The organism is Planomonospora sp. ID82291 (assembly GCF_015711645.1).
Lineage (GTDB): Bacteria > Actinomycetota > Actinomycetes > Streptosporangiales > Streptosporangiaceae > Planomonospora.
The window spans coordinates 1571457-1584996 of record NZ_JABTEX010000001.1 but is presented as its reverse complement, the minus strand read 5'-3'; the positions used below and the strand labels follow the sequence as shown (position 1 = coordinate 1584996).

15 protein-coding genes are annotated in these 13540 nt (G+C 73.1%); 10 read left to right on the top strand and 5 right to left on the bottom strand.

Features of this window, described 5'->3' with window-relative positions; all coding sequences use genetic code 11:
• Nucleotides 1-16: 16 nt before the first annotated feature.
• Nucleotides 17-622, bottom strand: coding sequence for a Uma2 family endonuclease (locus tag HS045_RS06955; protein WP_307827401.1), 606 nt, complete (start codon nt 620-622; stop codon nt 17-19).
• A 103-nt stretch (nt 623-725) separates the two neighbouring features.
• Nucleotides 726-2729 (bottom strand): S8 family serine peptidase, encoded by a 2004-nt coding sequence (locus tag HS045_RS06950; RefSeq protein WP_196450300.1) that lies wholly within the window; start codon nt 2727-2729, stop codon nt 726-728.
• A 190-nt stretch (nt 2730-2919) separates the two neighbouring features.
• Between HS045_RS06950 and HS045_RS06945 the strand changes: the two genes are divergently transcribed.
• From HS045_RS06945 to ccsB, 6 genes are all read left to right on the top strand, one after another.
• The gene (locus HS045_RS06945) at nt 2920-3831 is read left to right on the top strand and encodes a LysR family transcriptional regulator (RefSeq protein WP_196450299.1); all 912 of its coding nucleotides are present in this window, start codon (nt 2920-2922) and stop codon (nt 3829-3831) included.
• Between the two features lie 111 nt (nt 3832-3942).
• Nucleotides 3943-4581, top strand: coding sequence for a histidine phosphatase family protein (locus HS045_RS06940; RefSeq protein WP_196450298.1), 639 nt, complete (start codon nt 3943-3945; stop codon nt 4579-4581).
• 58 nt (nt 4582-4639) lie between these two features.
• Nucleotides 4640-5212, top strand: a complete 573-nt coding sequence (locus tag HS045_RS06935) for a TlpA disulfide reductase family protein (RefSeq protein ID WP_196450297.1) — start codon at nt 4640-4642, stop codon at nt 5210-5212.
• A 15-nt stretch (nt 5213-5227) separates the two neighbouring features.
• Nucleotides 5228-5962 (top strand): cytochrome c biogenesis CcdA family protein, encoded by a 735-nt coding sequence (locus HS045_RS06930; protein WP_196450296.1) that lies wholly within the window; start codon nt 5228-5230, stop codon nt 5960-5962.
• Nucleotides 5962-7527, top strand: a complete 1566-nt coding sequence (locus HS045_RS06925; RefSeq protein ID WP_196450295.1) for a cytochrome c biogenesis protein ResB — start codon at nt 5962-5964, stop codon at nt 7525-7527. The genes HS045_RS06930 and HS045_RS06925 overlap by 1 nt, the downstream gene beginning before the upstream one ends.
• Nucleotides 7517-8593 carry a c-type cytochrome biogenesis protein CcsB gene (gene ccsB, locus HS045_RS06920; RefSeq protein WP_196450294.1) on the top strand — a complete coding sequence of 359 codons (1077 nt, stop codon included), beginning with the start codon at nt 7517-7519 and terminating at the stop codon, nt 8591-8593. Before HS045_RS06925 ends, ccsB begins: the two co-directional genes overlap by 11 nt.
• A gap of 54 nt (nt 8594-8647) precedes the next feature.
• On the opposite strand, the gene HS045_RS06915 is transcribed toward ccsB, so the two are convergent.
• A complete protein-coding gene (locus HS045_RS06915; protein WP_230883463.1) occupies nt 8648-8956 on the bottom strand; it encodes a PLDc N-terminal domain-containing protein in 309 nt (102 codons plus the stop codon).
• A 213-nt stretch (nt 8957-9169) separates the two neighbouring features.
• Here HS045_RS06915 and HS045_RS06910 point away from each other — a divergent pair, with 213 nt between their 5' ends.
• Both HS045_RS06910 and HS045_RS06905 read left to right on the top strand, forming a co-directional pair.
• Entirely contained in the window at nt 9170-9997 is an 828-nt protein-coding gene (locus HS045_RS06910) for a hypothetical protein (protein ID WP_196450292.1), read from the top strand.
• Between the two features lie 10 nt (nt 9998-10007).
• Entirely contained in the window at nt 10008-10247 is a 240-nt protein-coding gene (locus HS045_RS06905) for a hypothetical protein (protein WP_196450291.1), read from the top strand.
• 104 nt (nt 10248-10351) lie between these two features.
• Here the strand turns inward: HS045_RS06905 and HS045_RS06900 are convergent, their stop codons facing one another.
• On the bottom strand, nt 10352-10591 hold the full coding sequence (locus HS045_RS06900) for a BldC family transcriptional regulator (protein WP_012887349.1): 240 nt from the start codon (nt 10589-10591) through the stop codon (nt 10352-10354).
• Nucleotides 10592-10892: 301 nt separating this feature from the next.
• On the opposite strand from HS045_RS06900, the gene HS045_RS06895 reads away from it, so the two are divergent.
• Nucleotides 10893-11087 carry a DUF4229 domain-containing protein gene (locus tag HS045_RS06895; protein ID WP_196450290.1) on the top strand — a complete coding sequence of 65 codons (195 nt, stop codon included), beginning with the start codon at nt 10893-10895 and terminating at the stop codon, nt 11085-11087.
• 12 nt (nt 11088-11099) lie between these two features.
• Here HS045_RS06895 and HS045_RS06890 read toward each other — a convergent pair whose 3' ends face one another.
• Nucleotides 11100-12509 carry a delta-60 repeat domain-containing protein gene (locus tag HS045_RS06890; protein ID WP_196450289.1) on the bottom strand — a complete coding sequence of 470 codons (1410 nt, stop codon included), beginning with the start codon at nt 12507-12509 and terminating at the stop codon, nt 11100-11102.
• Between the two features lie 78 nt (nt 12510-12587).
• Here HS045_RS06890 and HS045_RS06885 point away from each other — a divergent pair, with 78 nt between their 5' ends.
• Nucleotides 12588-13316 (top strand): demethylmenaquinone methyltransferase, encoded by a 729-nt coding sequence (locus tag HS045_RS06885; RefSeq protein ID WP_196450288.1) that lies wholly within the window; start codon nt 12588-12590, stop codon nt 13314-13316.
• Nucleotides 13317-13540: the final 224 nt, after the last annotated feature.

Sequence of the window (13540 nt, the reverse complement as noted above, 5' to 3'; positions counted from 1 at the left end):
CTCCGCCTCCACGGGTTCAGCGAGGCGGTTCGTCCAGGTCGACGTCGACGGGGAAGGGGACCGGCACGGTCAGCCGGCCGTGGTGGATGCCGGTGAGGCCGTAGGTGCGGGTGGCCGGGTCGAGTTCGTAGGTGTAGACGACGGGCTTGCCGTCGCTGTTCTCGACCCGCCACAGGTGGGGGATCCCGGCCTCGGCGTAGCGGGCCGGCTTGGTCTTGCGGTCGCGCTCCTCCGATTCGGGCGAGACGACCTCGACCACCAGGTGGACCTCGTCGGGGGTGTAGTACGTCCGCTCGTCGTCCTCGGCGGCCGCCGCGTCGACGACGAGGACGTCGGGACACGGCCGCATCCGGTAACCGAGTTTGACGTCCATCTGATCCACCGCCGTCAGCTGCGCGGGAGCCTGGTCGCCGAGGGCTTCGGTGAGACTGCGGATCATGCGCTGGTGGAAGCGCTTCTGGGGGGACATGAAGACGAGGGCTCCATCGATCAGTTCGACGTGCTTGAAGAAGTCGGGCTCGCCGTTCGGTCCCTCCGGCGGCAGACGATCGAGGTCGTCGGCGGTCCATCCCCACGGAGGCGGAGCCGGCCAGTAGTCGAGCGCGCTGGTCACGTCGGTCACCGTAACATCGTCTCCGTCACCGTGTGTGCTCATTCGGACCGCTTCCGTCGCCTTCTTCATACTCCCTCTCCGCTCATTCTGCGGGAAGGGGCGTGCCGGAGGGTCACCGTACGGCGACACTCGCCGAGGTCGCCGAGAGCAGGTCGGTGGCGGCGGGCACCACGACCCGGTACGTGCCGGAGGAGAGCCCGCCGACGGTGGAGGAGGCGGTGGAGGAGGCGACCACCACCTTCACCGCCCGCCACGCGCCGCGCGAGTAGCGCTGCACCGAGACCCGCTGCTTGCGCGGCTGGTAGACCCGGAAGGTCAGCTTCCGGCTCCCGCCCGCCACCGTCACCTTCGGCCGGGCGTTGATCCGCACGGTCCGGCTGGTGCTCGCCTTCGCGGCCGCCGTGCCGGTGAACCGCGCGTAGACGTAGGTGCCGGCGTCGACCCGGATCGTCTTGGCGGCGGCGCCGTCGCGGACGGCCACGGTCGCGCACGTGTAGGTGCCGACGGTGACCCTGCGGGTGCACAGCCGGGCGGTGCCGGTGACCTTGGTGCCGTAGGACGTCCGCACGGTCGCGGTGGCCACGGCCGACTGCCCGGCGGTCAAGGTGGTGGAGACGCTCAGCCCGGTGGCGGTGCTCACCGCCGGAGGCGGCACGCTGCCGACGAGCGCGGCGTACGGCTGGACCAGGCCGGCGCCGTAGAGGGAGTCCCGGCCGGCCGAGCCGAGGTCGTAGGCGGTGCCGGTGAGCCGGGCGGATGCCTGGGGGCCCGACATCGCGGGGAACTTCGCCCGGATCAGCGCCACGGCGGCGGCGGCGTACGGCGAGGCCATCGAGGTGCCGTTCATGTACACGTACGCCCCGCCGGGGTAGGTGGAGGCGATGGAGACGCCGGGGGCGGCCACGTCGACGTAGGAACCGTACTGGGAGAACGCCGCGCGCACGTCGGTGCTGTCGGTGGCCGCGACCCCGATGACGCCGGGAAGGGCGGCCGGATAGCTCACCGGGTTGCCGCAGTTCCAGCCCGGATCCGGATAGCGCACCTTCGCGCAGCTCTCGGCGGCGTTGCCGGCGGCGGCGACCACGGCGATGTCCTTGGCGAGGGCGTAGTCGACCGCGGCCTGGATCATCGGGTCGTGCGTCGGGCCGCCCAGGGACAGGTTGATGACGGTGGCGCCGTGGTCGGCGGCGTAGACGATGCCGTTGGCGATGTCGGAGTTCGAGCCGTATCCGTCGGTGCCCAGCACGCGGACCGGCAGGATCTTCGCGCCGTGCGCGAGACCGGCGACCCCGCGGCCGTTGCCCGCCTTCGCGGCGATGATGCCGGCGACGTGGGTGCCGTGCCCGTCCGGGTCGGAGCGCCCGTCGCCGCTGTCCGTGACCAGGTCGGTGCCGGACAGGACCACCCCGGCCAGGTCCGGGTGGGACGCGTCCACGCCGCTGTCGACGACGGCGACGATCTGGCCGGTGCCGGTCGCCGCTGTCCACGCGGTCTCCCCGAACAGCCGGTTCAGCGCCCATTGCAGTTTGCGGTGGGTGTCGTTGACCTGGGCCGCCGCGCCGGAGACCGGATCGGCGGCCCCGACGGCCACCGGGTCCCCGGCGGCGACCGGGCGGGGGGCGTCTCCGGGGGCGTCCCCGAGAGCGTCCCCGGGGGCGGCCTCCGCGGCGGCGGACTTCGCGTCGACGACGACGGCGAGCACGCCGGGGACGGCGCGGGCGTCCCGCACCGCGTCGGCGGCCTCCGTCCGGTCCTCGGCGACGGTGACGCCGATCTCCGGCCGCCCGGCGGCGTCGGCGGTGAGGGTGACGACGTGGACCGGCCCGCGCGCGGGCGCGTCGGCGAGGACCTCCGAGACCGGGCCGGTCAGGCCGACGGGCTCGTCCGGCTTCCACTCCTCGGGGCCGGGGACGGCATCACCGGGCGGGACGGTCGCGGCGGATACGGCGGATACGGCGGATACGGCGGGCACGGCGGGCACGGTGGTGGCCGATACGGCGACCGATCCGGTGTCCGCGGAGGCGGAGGCGGAGGTGGAGGCGGAGGGAGGGCCGGCGACACCGGTGACCAGCGTGACCGCGGTGAGCATGCCCATGACCCGGGCGGTGGCTGACATGGGGGTTCTCCAGGTCCGTCGGCGAGGCGCCCGGACCGTGCCGACTCCGGCGGCGGGCGCATCCGCCCCTTCGGCCGGGATCCGGTCATCCTGAGGACTCGCGGCGGATTCCCCGACACGAGGTGTTCCGCTCACCGAGGCGTTCAGCAGGAGCGGGACATGCGGCGGGCGATGGTTTAGGGTCGCTTACATGTTGGACCTCAACCGGCTGAAGGCGCTGCACGCCGTGGCCGTGTACGGATCGGTGGGCGCGGCGGCCGAGGCGCTCATGGTGACCCCGTCGGCGGTCTCCCAGCAGCTCGCCAAGCTGGAGCGGGAGACCGGCGCGACCCTGCTGGAGCGGAGCGGGCGCGGGGTGCGGCTCACCGACGCGGCCGGGCTCCTGGCCGACCACGCCGAGCGCATCCTCGCCCTGGTGGAGACCGCCGAAGCCGACTTCGAGGCGCTGCGCGGCGAGGTCGTGGGGCGGCTGGGCATCGGCGCCTTCCCCACGGCGGCCCGGGGGCTGCTCCCGCAGGCGCTGGCCCGCCTGCGCGAGCGCCACCCCGATCTCTCCCTCCGGCTGTACGAGCGTGAGCCCGAGCGGATGCTCCGCGAGGTCTCCCGGGGAGAGCTCGACCTGGCGGTGATCCAGGACTGGACGAACCGGCCGCTGGCCGTACCCGACGGGCTGTCGCGGGCCGCGCTCTTCGACGACATCGCCGACGTGGTCCTGCCCGCCGGCCACCCGCTGGCCGGGCGCGCCGAGATCGAGCTGTCCGAGCTGTCGGGGGAGCGGTGGATCAGCGGCTCGCCCGGGACGGTCTGCCACGACTGGCTGGTCTACACGCTCCGCGCGGCCGAGCTGGAGCCGGAGATCACCTGCATGGCCGACGAGTACCCGACCCAGCTGGCGCTCACCGCCGTCGGGCAGGGCTGCGCGATCGTCCCCCGGCTCGGCCGCGACCTGCTGCCCCCCGGGGTGCGGGCCGTTCCGATCCGGCCGCGTCCCATCCGCCGCATCTACGCGGTCTGGCGGAGCGACGCGGCCCGCCGCCCGGCCATCCGCGCCGCCGTCGAAGCGCTCCGGTCCGCCTCCGAAGGCCTGGGCGCGGTGGTGTGAAGCACGCGCCCGCCGGGAACACGGGGATGCGACCCGCGCACCCGGCACGGGACCGCACGCCCGGACCCGTCCGTCCCATCCGTCCTTACCGGTGGGTAGGCTGGCGGCACCATGGCTGAGACCACCGTTATCCACCTCCTGCGCCACGGCGAGGTGCACAACCCCGCCAACATCCTGTACGGCCGGCTGCCGGGCTACCACCTGTCGGAGAACGGCAGGCTGATGGCCGAGACGGCGGCCAAGTCGCTGGCCGGGCGCGACGTCGTCGCCCTGTTCTCCTCGCCGATGGAGCGGGCCCAGGAGACCGCCGCCCCGCTCGCCGAGACCTTCGGCCTGGACGTCGGCCTCGACGAGCGGCTGATCGAGGCGGCGAACGCCTTCGAGGGCGTCTCCGTCGGCAACGGGGACGGGGTCTTCCGCAACCCCCGCTACTACCGCCACCTGTGGAACCCGCTCCGCCCCTCCTGGGGAGAGCGCTACAGCGCGGTGGTCGGCCGGATGCGGGGAGCGGTCCTGGCCGCCCGCAGGGCGGCGCGCGGCCACGAGGCGGTGCTGGTCAGCCACCAGCTCCCCATCTGGGTGATCCGGCTCGCGGCCGAGCGCAGACCGCTCCCGCACGACCCGCGTCGCAGGCAGTGCGGGCTCGCCAGTGTCACCAGCCTCTGCTTCGAGGGCGACCGGCTGGTCGGCGTGGGATACGCCGAGCCGGCGGCCGCGCTGGTCAGACGCCCCACTGTGCCGGGCGCCTGACCCCGCCGGTAGAGTGACTGCTCTACCGCTTGTAGTAGTACAGGGAGACCGTCCTTCGATGCGCGCCAGACCGCTCGCCGCCGCCCTGCTGCTCGCCGTCGCGGCGGCCGGATGCGCCGGAAGCCAGGCGTCCCAGCCGCAGGCGGGCGACACCCGGTTCATCGCCGGGGACGGAAAGGTCACCGTCTTCGAGGCGGCCGACCGCAAGACGGCCCCCGCGGTCGAGGGGGCGACCCTGGACGGCGGACCCGCCTCGCTCGCCGCGCACCGCGGCAAGGTCGTGGTGCTCAACTTCTGGGCCTCCTGGTGCGCGCCCTGCCGCGCCGAGGCCCCGGTGCTCAAGGACATCGCGGCCACGACCAAGGCCGACGGCGTGGAGTTCCTCGGCGTCGACTTCAAGGACGACAAGGCCAGGGCGCTCGCCTTCGAACGCACCGAGCAGCCCGGCTACCCGAGCATCTTCGACCAGCCCGGCAGGGTCGCGCTCGCCTTCCAGGGCACGGTCCCCCCGGCGGCCATCCCCTCGACGCTGATCATCGACCGGCAGGGCCGGATCGCCGCCCGCGCCCTGGGCGCGGTCACGTACAGCGACCTCCTCGCCGCCGTCACCGGGATCGCCGATGAGAAGTGACCCGGGGCGCCCCCGATGAACGCCGACCTGGCGAGCACGGTGGCGAGCGGCTCCCTCGCGCTGGCCCTGCCGATCGCGGTCGCCGCGGGGCTGGTCTCCTTCCTGTCGCCGTGCGTGCTGCCGCTGGTCCCCGGCTACCTGTCGTACGTGACCGGGATGAGCGCCGATCCCCGGCGGGGCCGGATGACGCTGGGCATCGTGCTGTTCGTGCTCGGCTTCGCCGTCGTGTTCACGGCCCAGGGCGCGCTCCTCGGCGGCCTGGGCGCGGCGCTGTTCGGCAACGCCGAGGCCGTCACCCGGGTGCTCGGCGCGCTGACGGTCGTGCTCGGGCTCGCCTTCATGGGGCTGGTCCCGGGACTGCAGCGCGAGGTCCGCGTCCACCGGCTCCCGGCCGCCGGGCTGGCCGGCGCGCCGCTGCTCGGCGTGGTGTTCGGCCTCGGCTGGACCCCCTGCATCGGCCCCACGCTCGGGGTCGTGCTCACCCTCGGGGTGACCGAGGGCAGCGCGGGGCGCGGCGCGCTCCTCGCCTTCGGCTACGCGCTCGGCCTCGGCCTGCCGTTCGTGGCGGCCGGACTGGCCTACCGCAGGGCGCTGCACACGTTCAAGGCGGTCCGCCGCCACTCACAGCTGATCACACGGATCGGCGGGGCCATGCTGGTCACCGTCGGCCTGCTGCTCGTCACCGGGCTCTGGGGGGAGCTCGTCGCGGCGATGCAGACGTGGATCGGCGGATTCCAGCCGGTGATCTGATGACCCTTACCGACGGCAGGCCCGACGAGGAGACCGCGTCCCGCCCCGCGGGGCTGGGCGCGGCGGGCTGGGCGCGCTGGTTCTGGCGCACCCTCACCTCGATGCGGACCGCGCTGATCCTGCTGTTCCTGTTCGCGCTGGCCTCGATCCCGGGGTCGATCTGGCCGCAGCGCGGCGTCGCGGACGCCAAGGTCGCGCAGTACTACGACGACAGCCCCGCGCTGGCCGAGTGGCTGGACCGGCTCTGGCTGTTCGACGTGTTCAAGGCCCCGTGGTTCGCGGCGATCTACCTGCTGCTGTTCGTCTCGCTGATCGGCTGCGTGCTCCCGCGCACCGCGGCCCACCTGCGCGAGCTGCGCCGCAAGCCGCCCGCGGCGCCGCGCAACCTGGCCCGGCTGCCCCAGCACGCCGTACTCGATGGCGACCTGACCGTGCAGGAGGCGGCGCGGCGGCTGCGCGGGCTCCGGTTCCGGGTGGCCACCGGGCCCGACTGGGTCGCGGCGGAGAAGGGCTACCTGAAGGAGACCGGCAACCTGCTGTTCCACGTCGCGCTGCTCGGCCTGCTGCTCGCGGTCGGGGCCGGCGCGCTGTACGGCTACCGCGGCAACGTGCTGGTCGTGGAGGGTGACGGGTTCGCCAACACCGTCGCCGCCTACGACCGCTACATGCCCGGCCAGCAGGTGAACGCCGAGTCGCTGGAGCCGTTCTCGTTCACGCTGGAGGACTTCCAGGCCACCTATATCGCCCAGGGCGCCAAGCGGGGCCAGGCGCTGGACTACGCGGCGAGGCTCTCGGTGAGCGACGCGCCGGGGGCGCCGGAGCGGGACCACGAGCTGAAGGTCAACGAGCCGCTGGACGTGAACGGCACCCTGACCTACCTGATCGACCACGGCTACGCGCCCACCTTCAGGATCACCGATGGCCGGGGGCAGGTCGCCTTCGAGGGAGCGGTGCCGTGCCTGGTCGTGCAGCCGGCGACGTTCACCTCCGAGTGCGTCATCAAGGTGCCCGACGCCCTGCCCGAGCAGCTCGGCGTCATGGTGGCCTTCCTGCCCACCACGGTCCCGGCCGAGGGCGGCGAGTGGGTGTCGGTCTTCCCCGGCGCGGCGAACCCGACCGCGCAGGTGTACGGCGCCTTCGCCGGCGACCTCGGCATGGGGAGCGGCCGCCCGCAGTCGGTCTACGAGATCCCGCCGGAGATCCTGAAGAAGATGAAGCCGCTGGTCATGAAGGCCGACCCGCTGGCGAAGGGCGAGAGGCTCGAACTGCCGGGCGGGGCCGGAACGATCGAGTTCACCGGCGTCAAGGAGTGGGTCGCCCTCCAGATCACCCACGACCCCGGGCGGCTGCCCGCGCTGCTGTCGGCGGCCCTGGCCACCGCGGCCCTGGTGTTCTCCCTGACCGTCCGCCGCCGGCGGGTGTGGGTGCGGATCGGGACCGGGGACGGGCCCGCCGAGGCGGGCGGCCTCACCCGCACCGAAGGCGGTGACTTCGGCGAGGAGTTCGCCGGGATCGTCGCCGCGTTGAATCACGGCTCTACCTCTGGAGTGAAGGATGCCCGCTGAGGTCCACCCCGGTCTCGCCGCGCTGAGCGACCAGCTCGTCCTGGCGGCGGTGGTGTGCTACGCCGTCGCGATGATCGGTTATGCGCTGGATCTCGCCTTCGCCCGGACCCCGGCGGAGGCTCCGGCCGGAGCGGAGCCCCCGCTCGTCGCGGTCGGCGGTCCCTCAGAGGCCGCAGAGGCCGTAGAGACCGCAGAGGCCGCGGACGCGGGGAAGGCCGGGGAGGCCGGGGAGGCCGTTTCCGCAGGCGTCGCGAGCGCGGGGGAGGCCGACGCCGGGGCACGCGGTTCCGCCGGGGGCGACGGGGAAGCCGGCGGGAACGGCGCGGAGCGGGCGCCGTCCGGCTGGGTGCTGCGGGCCGGGCCGGCCGCGGTCGTGCTGAGCTGGCTCGGCCTCGTCCTCAACGCCGGCGCCCTGCTCACCCGGGGCCTGGCCGCCGGCCGGTGGCCCTGGGGCAACATGTACGAGTTCGTGGTCGCCATGTGCCTGGCGGCGATGGGCGCGTTCCTGCTGATGCAACTGCGCTACCCGGTCCGCTTCCTGGGCGCCTTCGTCACGGCGGCCTCGGCCCTCGGTCTGGGCTTCGCCGTGCACTCCCTGCACGTGGACGCCGCTCCCGCGATGGTCGCGCTGAACTCCTACTGGATCGCCATCCACGTCTCGGCCGCGATCATCGCCAGCGGCCTGTTCATCGTGGCCGGGGCCTGCGGCGTCATCTTCATGATCCGGCACGAGGCCGCCGACCACCTGCCGTCCCGGCGGGAACTGGAGCGGGTCGCGCACCGGGCCATCGTGATCGGCTTCCCGATCTGGACCTTCGCCGTCGTCGCCGGCGCGCTCTGGGCGGACAAGGCCTGGGGCCGCTACTGGGGCTGGGACCCCAAGGAGATCTGGGCGTTCATCACCTGGATCGTCTACGCCGGCTACCTGCACGCCCGGGCGACCGCCGGCTGGAAGGGCAGGGCGGCGATGATCGTGCAGCTGGTCGCCTTCGCCTGCCTGCTCTTCAACCTCATCGGGGTGAACATCTTCATCGGAGGCCTGCACTCCTACGCCGAGGTCCCCTGACCGGCGGGGCCCGCCGTACGGCCGCCGGCCGCCGCGGCCGGGTCCGCCGCGGGTTCAGTCCTCGTCGCGCAGGCGCCGGTCGAGGTCGCGCAGGAAGTCGGGGTCGTCGTCCGGGCCGCGGGGGGCCTGGGGGCGCGGCTCGCGCGGCGCGTTCTCGGGGGGCAGGAGGATCCGCGGGGGGCGGGGACCGAGGGGGCGGCCGAGCAGCAGCCAGAACAGGCCGCCGACCAGGGCCAGCAGCACCACGATGAGCACCCAGAGGATCTTGGGGAGGTTCCTGACCTCCTCGTCCGGCGTAGTGATGACGTCGAACAGGCAGTAGAGCCAGAAGGCGAGCAGCGCCAGACCGAGAAGCACGGACATGCCCGAACTGTAAGCCATCCCGCGGGCAGGTGGGGCCGACCCGGAGACAGAGCGGGGCGAGCCCGGGGCCGAAGCCGGAGCGGTAGCGACCCGCGACCGGAGCGGGACGGGGTGCCGTTTCGGGATGACGGGGGAAGATCCACACCGTACGGTGGTACCTGTTGCCGTTTTCCGACAGGAGCGCGTGGTGGCGCATTCGAGCGGGCGGGCAGGGTGAACGCGGACAGGGGCCGTCATCGGCGGCGGTGGTGGCAGCGTGAGACGTCCCGCCGGAGTGGCGAGGCCGTCGTCCGCGAGGCGCCCCGGGAGGTTCCCCGCGCGCCGGAGGCGCGGATCGCGAAACCGGCCCCCGCCGACCGCCCGCAGTACACCTGGCGGGACTTCGAGCTGGAGGACGAGCGGCCCCGGGCCCAGCCCAACACCCCCGACGCCCCCGGCCGGGGAGACGGTCTGCGGCACTGCGGGGCCCTGGAGCGGGTGCTGCACCGGCAGTGGGACGTCCGGGAAGGGCCGCCGCCCCCGGAGGTCGTGGGCGCGGTGGAGAGCCTCGCGCGGCTGCCCGACAGGCTCAAGGCGAAGCTGGCCGAAGGACTGGAGGGCATCTACGTCGGGGCGGGCGGCGTCCCCGACCTGGACGACATGGGCTACCTGCGGGGCGCGCCGCTGCCGTCGGGCCGGGCGACGTGGGACATCTGCGCCGGTGCGTACGGCGACCGCAAAGTGGTGGTGGGGGACAGGCCCTCGCCCACCCCCGACGTGATGATGCACGAGATCGGGCACGCCCTGGACGACGTGGACGCGCCCCATGGAGACTGGGTGTCGGACTCCCCCGAGTTCGCCGCCCTCTACGAGCGGTGCGTCCCGGCCCTGGCCTCGAGGTTCCACCTGCAGCCCGGGACCCTGGGCCGCCGGGAGTTCTTCGCGGACGCCTTCGCCGCCATCGCCTCCCGGCAGCGTCCCGCCCTCGTGGACATGCTGGGCGGGGACACGCGGATGGCGCTCGATGTCATGTTGTTCTTCAACCGGCGCTACGGAATCTAGGTGGTCTGGGATGTACGTCATCCGGCTCGCTGACGGGACCCTACGCGTGCCGCAGAGCCTGTCCAGCGATGACGGGCGTCTGATCGGCAACGCGTACGTGGAGATCTCACCGGGGGATCCGGAGTACGACCGCTGGCTGCCCGAGTCGCTCACGGAGGAGGAGGCGGCGGAGCGGCGGAAGCGGTGGCTCGCGGAGAACGACGATCTGGAGAAGGAGTTCCTGGCCTTCAAGGCCGAGCAGGACGGCTGACGCCCGCCGGGGAACGGTCCGGTGACCGCGGAGTGACTCCACGGTGACCCTGCGGCTTCCGGGTAAGGCGCGCAGGATCACCGATGGTGCGACGTCGTACGGCGTCAGACGCGGGGGGACTCACCCGCCGGCCGTTCGGCCGTCAGGACGTCCTCACCGCGCAGAAGGGCGTGCACTTCCGACTCGCGGAACCGCCGGTGCCCTCCGGGGGTACGGATGCTGCTGATGCGGCCTGCCGCGGCCCAGCGCGTCACCGTCTTTGGGTCGACCCGAAAGAGGGCGGCAACCTCTCCGGGCGTCAGCAGACGCTCGCTGCTACTCTCCACAATCTCTCCCCCTCGCATCCCGCTTCCTGCCAGCGGGCGGACAGGTAACCAGTGTGCCGAGCGAAGCCTGATTTATCCGTGGTTTCGTACAAAGATCACGGGTTGTTATCGACTGACTGCCCGATTGTTATATGATAGAGCCTCTTTGAGGCTCTCGTGGGTGTTTCTTTACGTAACTGATCTGTTGGGAACACTAGCAGTGCTCGCGTCGGATGCGAAGAGCGTTCGCTTCGTGCCCACGGCAGGGCCGGGAAGACCTTTGCCGCGTCGCCCGTGCCCGCTCGCACCGGCGCGACGGGCGTGACGTAGCCTCGATGCCGTGCATCCCGCTTTCGTCTACACCGCGTCCCGGATCGGAGTGCTGGCCGTGACGGCCGGCGTGCTCTACCTGCTCGGGCTTCGCGACCCTTTCCTGCTGCTGGTCGCGTCATTCCTCGTCAGCGGCGTGGCCAGCTACGTCCTGCTGTCGGGGCAGCGGGACGCGCTCAGCGCGCGAATCACCAAAAATCGCTGAAAACGGGGAATGTCACGGCAACGGGAACATGCCGATCCGGGCATGGTACTCGCGGCCGAGTCGGGTTGTGTCACTACCGACGAGTAGCCCTCCCCGGTGGGCGAGAAACGCCTTGACGCCGATTCCGCGGGTCCGGGTCGGATTCCAGCGCAGCGCCTTGCCCGTGACCGGATGGATCGCCCCGATCCCCGGCCGGGCGACGGCTCCCGGGCCCGCCGAGTCGCGGCCGTGGGGGTTGTCGAGCCAGCGCTGGTGGCCGCCCACGTAGACCGCGGCCCCGGTCACCGCCACCGAGTAGAGCGTGTCGCCTCCGGTGTGGTTCATCCAGGTCGGGTCCGTCTCGCCGCGCGCGCGGGTCTCGAAGCGGGCGGTGCTGTCGCACGGCTTGCCGGGCCCGCCCGGACCCCCGCTCGTGACGACGACGAAGTAACTGCCGTCGGGGGCGAAGTCCAGGCCTCTGACGTAGCTGGGGAAGGTCGGCTTGCACGCGACGGCGTAGACGTCCGTCCGCCAGGAGGCGACCTTCGCGGGGGAGGCCCCGACGTCGATGAGGCCGAGCTGGGGCCGGGAGAGCCCGTCGAGGGTGCCGAAGCTGCCGTCGACCGCGAGCCGGTCCCCGGCCAGGGCCATGGCGTACACCTTGACCCTCGGCCCCCGGGGAGCGCCCGGTGTGATCGTGAAGGCGGGGTCGACGGCCCCGGTGGCGGCGTGCAGCCGGGCCAGGGCCGTACGGCGGACGCCGCCGACGCGGGTGAAGTCGCCGCCGACGTAGAGCCGGGAGCCGTGCCGTACGAGGCTGGTGACCGCGCCGCCGGAGGCGTGGGCGCGGAAGGACGCCACCGGGGCGCCGTCGGAGAGCCGGAGCCGGGCCAGCCGGGCGGCCGGGACGCCGCCGGCCTCGGAGAACGCGCCTCCGGCGTAGACGGTGCCGGAGGTCCCGGCGGCCAGGGCGCTGACCGGGCCGTCGGGGTCGGGGGCGAAGTCCGGCAGGATCCGCCCGCTGGCCAGGTCGTAGGCGAAGAGGTTGGCGCGCTCCAGGACCCGGGCGCTCCCCGCGTCGCGCACCTCGCTGAACGAGCCCCCGACCACCACCGTGCCGCCCACCAGGGCGATGGCGTTGACGATCCCGTCGAGCACGTGCGGAGTGGTGTCCACCGGATCGGCGGAGACGACCCCGGGGTGCTCCACGGCTCCGGCGGCGGCGCTCGTCCCGGCGGTGCTCGCTGCGGCGGTGCTCGTCCCGGCGGCGCTCGCTGCGGCGGTGCTCGTCCCGGCGGCGCTCGCTGCGGCGGTGCTCGTCCCGGCGGCGCTCGCTGCGGCGGCCCTCCCGGTGACGCCCCCGTCGACCCCCGCGGTGGCCAGGGCCACGGCGGCCGTCAGCGCGGAGGCGGTTCTGGCGGTTCTGGCGGTTCTGGCAAGCATTCGTCAAGTTCTAACAGACTCTCGGTAATCATGTCGCCACTTTCCGTGGATTGTGCGAACGGCCCTAGGCTTGCTCCCATGACGCGCGCTTCGCTGGACAAGCAACCGCACGAGGTCGCCTCGATGTTCGATCGCACGGCCCGGCGCTACGACCTGATGAACGACGTCCTCTCCCTCGGGCAGGACCGGTTGTGGCGCAGGGCCACCGCGGCGGCGGTCGACGCGGGACCCGGCGAGCTCGTGCTCGACCTGGGCGCCGGCACCGGCACCTCGACCGACGCCTTCACCTCGCTCGGGGCGCGGGCCATCGCCTCCGACTTCTCCCTCGGCATGCTGCGCACCGGCGTCGCGCGGCGCGGCGGCTCCGGCGTCTCCGGCGGCGGGGTGCGCGGCGTGACGTTCGTGGCCGGGGACGCGCTCAACCTGCCGTTCGCCGACGACAGCTTCGACGCGGTGACGATCTCCTTCGCGATCCGCAACGTCGCCGACACCGGGCAGGCGCTGCGCGAGATGCTCCGGGTGGCCCGGCCCGGCGCCCGCCTGGTGGTCTGCGAGTTCTCCCGGCCGACGGCCAGGTCCTTCGACCTGGTCTACACGCAGTACCTCATGAGGATGCTGCCGATCGCGGCCAGGGCGGTCAGCTCCAACCCCGAGTCCTACGCGTACCTCGCCGAGTCGATCAGGGCCTGGCCGGACCAGGCGGCGTTCGCGCGGATCATCCAGCGGGCGGGCTGGGAGAAGGTCGCCTGGCGCAACCTCTCGCTCGGCATCGTCGCGCTCCACCGGGGCCGCAAGCCGGCCGCCTGACCCGCGGGACGGCTCCGCCGGAGACGTTCCGGAGGCGGGTTTCGGGCGCCGTTCCCCGGGGAGGAGGGGCCGTCATGGCTCATGTCCGGGAAACGGTGAATCGTCCGCCGTACCCACCTGACGCTCTCCCCGGGGAAAGCGTTAGACTTCCGCCCGACAAGTTTGTGAAGACCTTCACAAAAGAACGAGAGGCCCGTCACCCCGAGGCCGTCGAAGCGTGTAGG

Coding starts and splice junctions, on each gene's coding strand:
- HS045_RS06915 (WP_230883463.1), bottom strand. CDS start 8,956: ATGTCCGTGCTTCTCGGTCTGGCGCTGCTCGCCTTCTGGCTCTACTGC.
- HS045_RS06890 (WP_196450289.1), bottom strand. CDS start 12,509: ATGCTTGCCAGAACCGCCAGAACCGCCAGAACCGCCTCCGCGCTGACG.
- HS045_RS06945 (WP_196450299.1), top strand. CDS start 2,920: ATGTTGGACCTCAACCGGCTGAAGGCGCTGCACGCCGTGGCCGTGTAC.
- HS045_RS06900 (WP_012887349.1), bottom strand. CDS start 10,591: ATGCGAGGGGGAGAGATTGTGGAGAGTAGCAGCGAGCGTCTGCTGACG.
- ccsB (WP_196450294.1), top strand. CDS start 7,517: ATGCCCGCTGAGGTCCACCCCGGTCTCGCCGCGCTGAGCGACCAGCTC.
- HS045_RS06885 (WP_196450288.1), top strand. CDS start 12,588: ATGACGCGCGCTTCGCTGGACAAGCAACCGCACGAGGTCGCCTCGATG.
- HS045_RS06905 (WP_196450291.1), top strand. CDS start 10,008: ATGTACGTCATCCGGCTCGCTGACGGGACCCTACGCGTGCCGCAGAGC.
- HS045_RS06940 (WP_196450298.1), top strand. CDS start 3,943: ATGGCTGAGACCACCGTTATCCACCTCCTGCGCCACGGCGAGGTGCAC.
- HS045_RS06935 (WP_196450297.1), top strand. CDS start 4,640: ATGCGCGCCAGACCGCTCGCCGCCGCCCTGCTGCTCGCCGTCGCGGCG.
- HS045_RS06950 (WP_196450300.1), bottom strand. CDS start 2,729: ATGTCAGCCACCGCCCGGGTCATGGGCATGCTCACCGCGGTCACGCTG.
- HS045_RS06930 (WP_196450296.1), top strand. CDS start 5,228: ATGAACGCCGACCTGGCGAGCACGGTGGCGAGCGGCTCCCTCGCGCTG.
- HS045_RS06925 (WP_196450295.1), top strand. CDS start 5,962: ATGACCCTTACCGACGGCAGGCCCGACGAGGAGACCGCGTCCCGCCCC.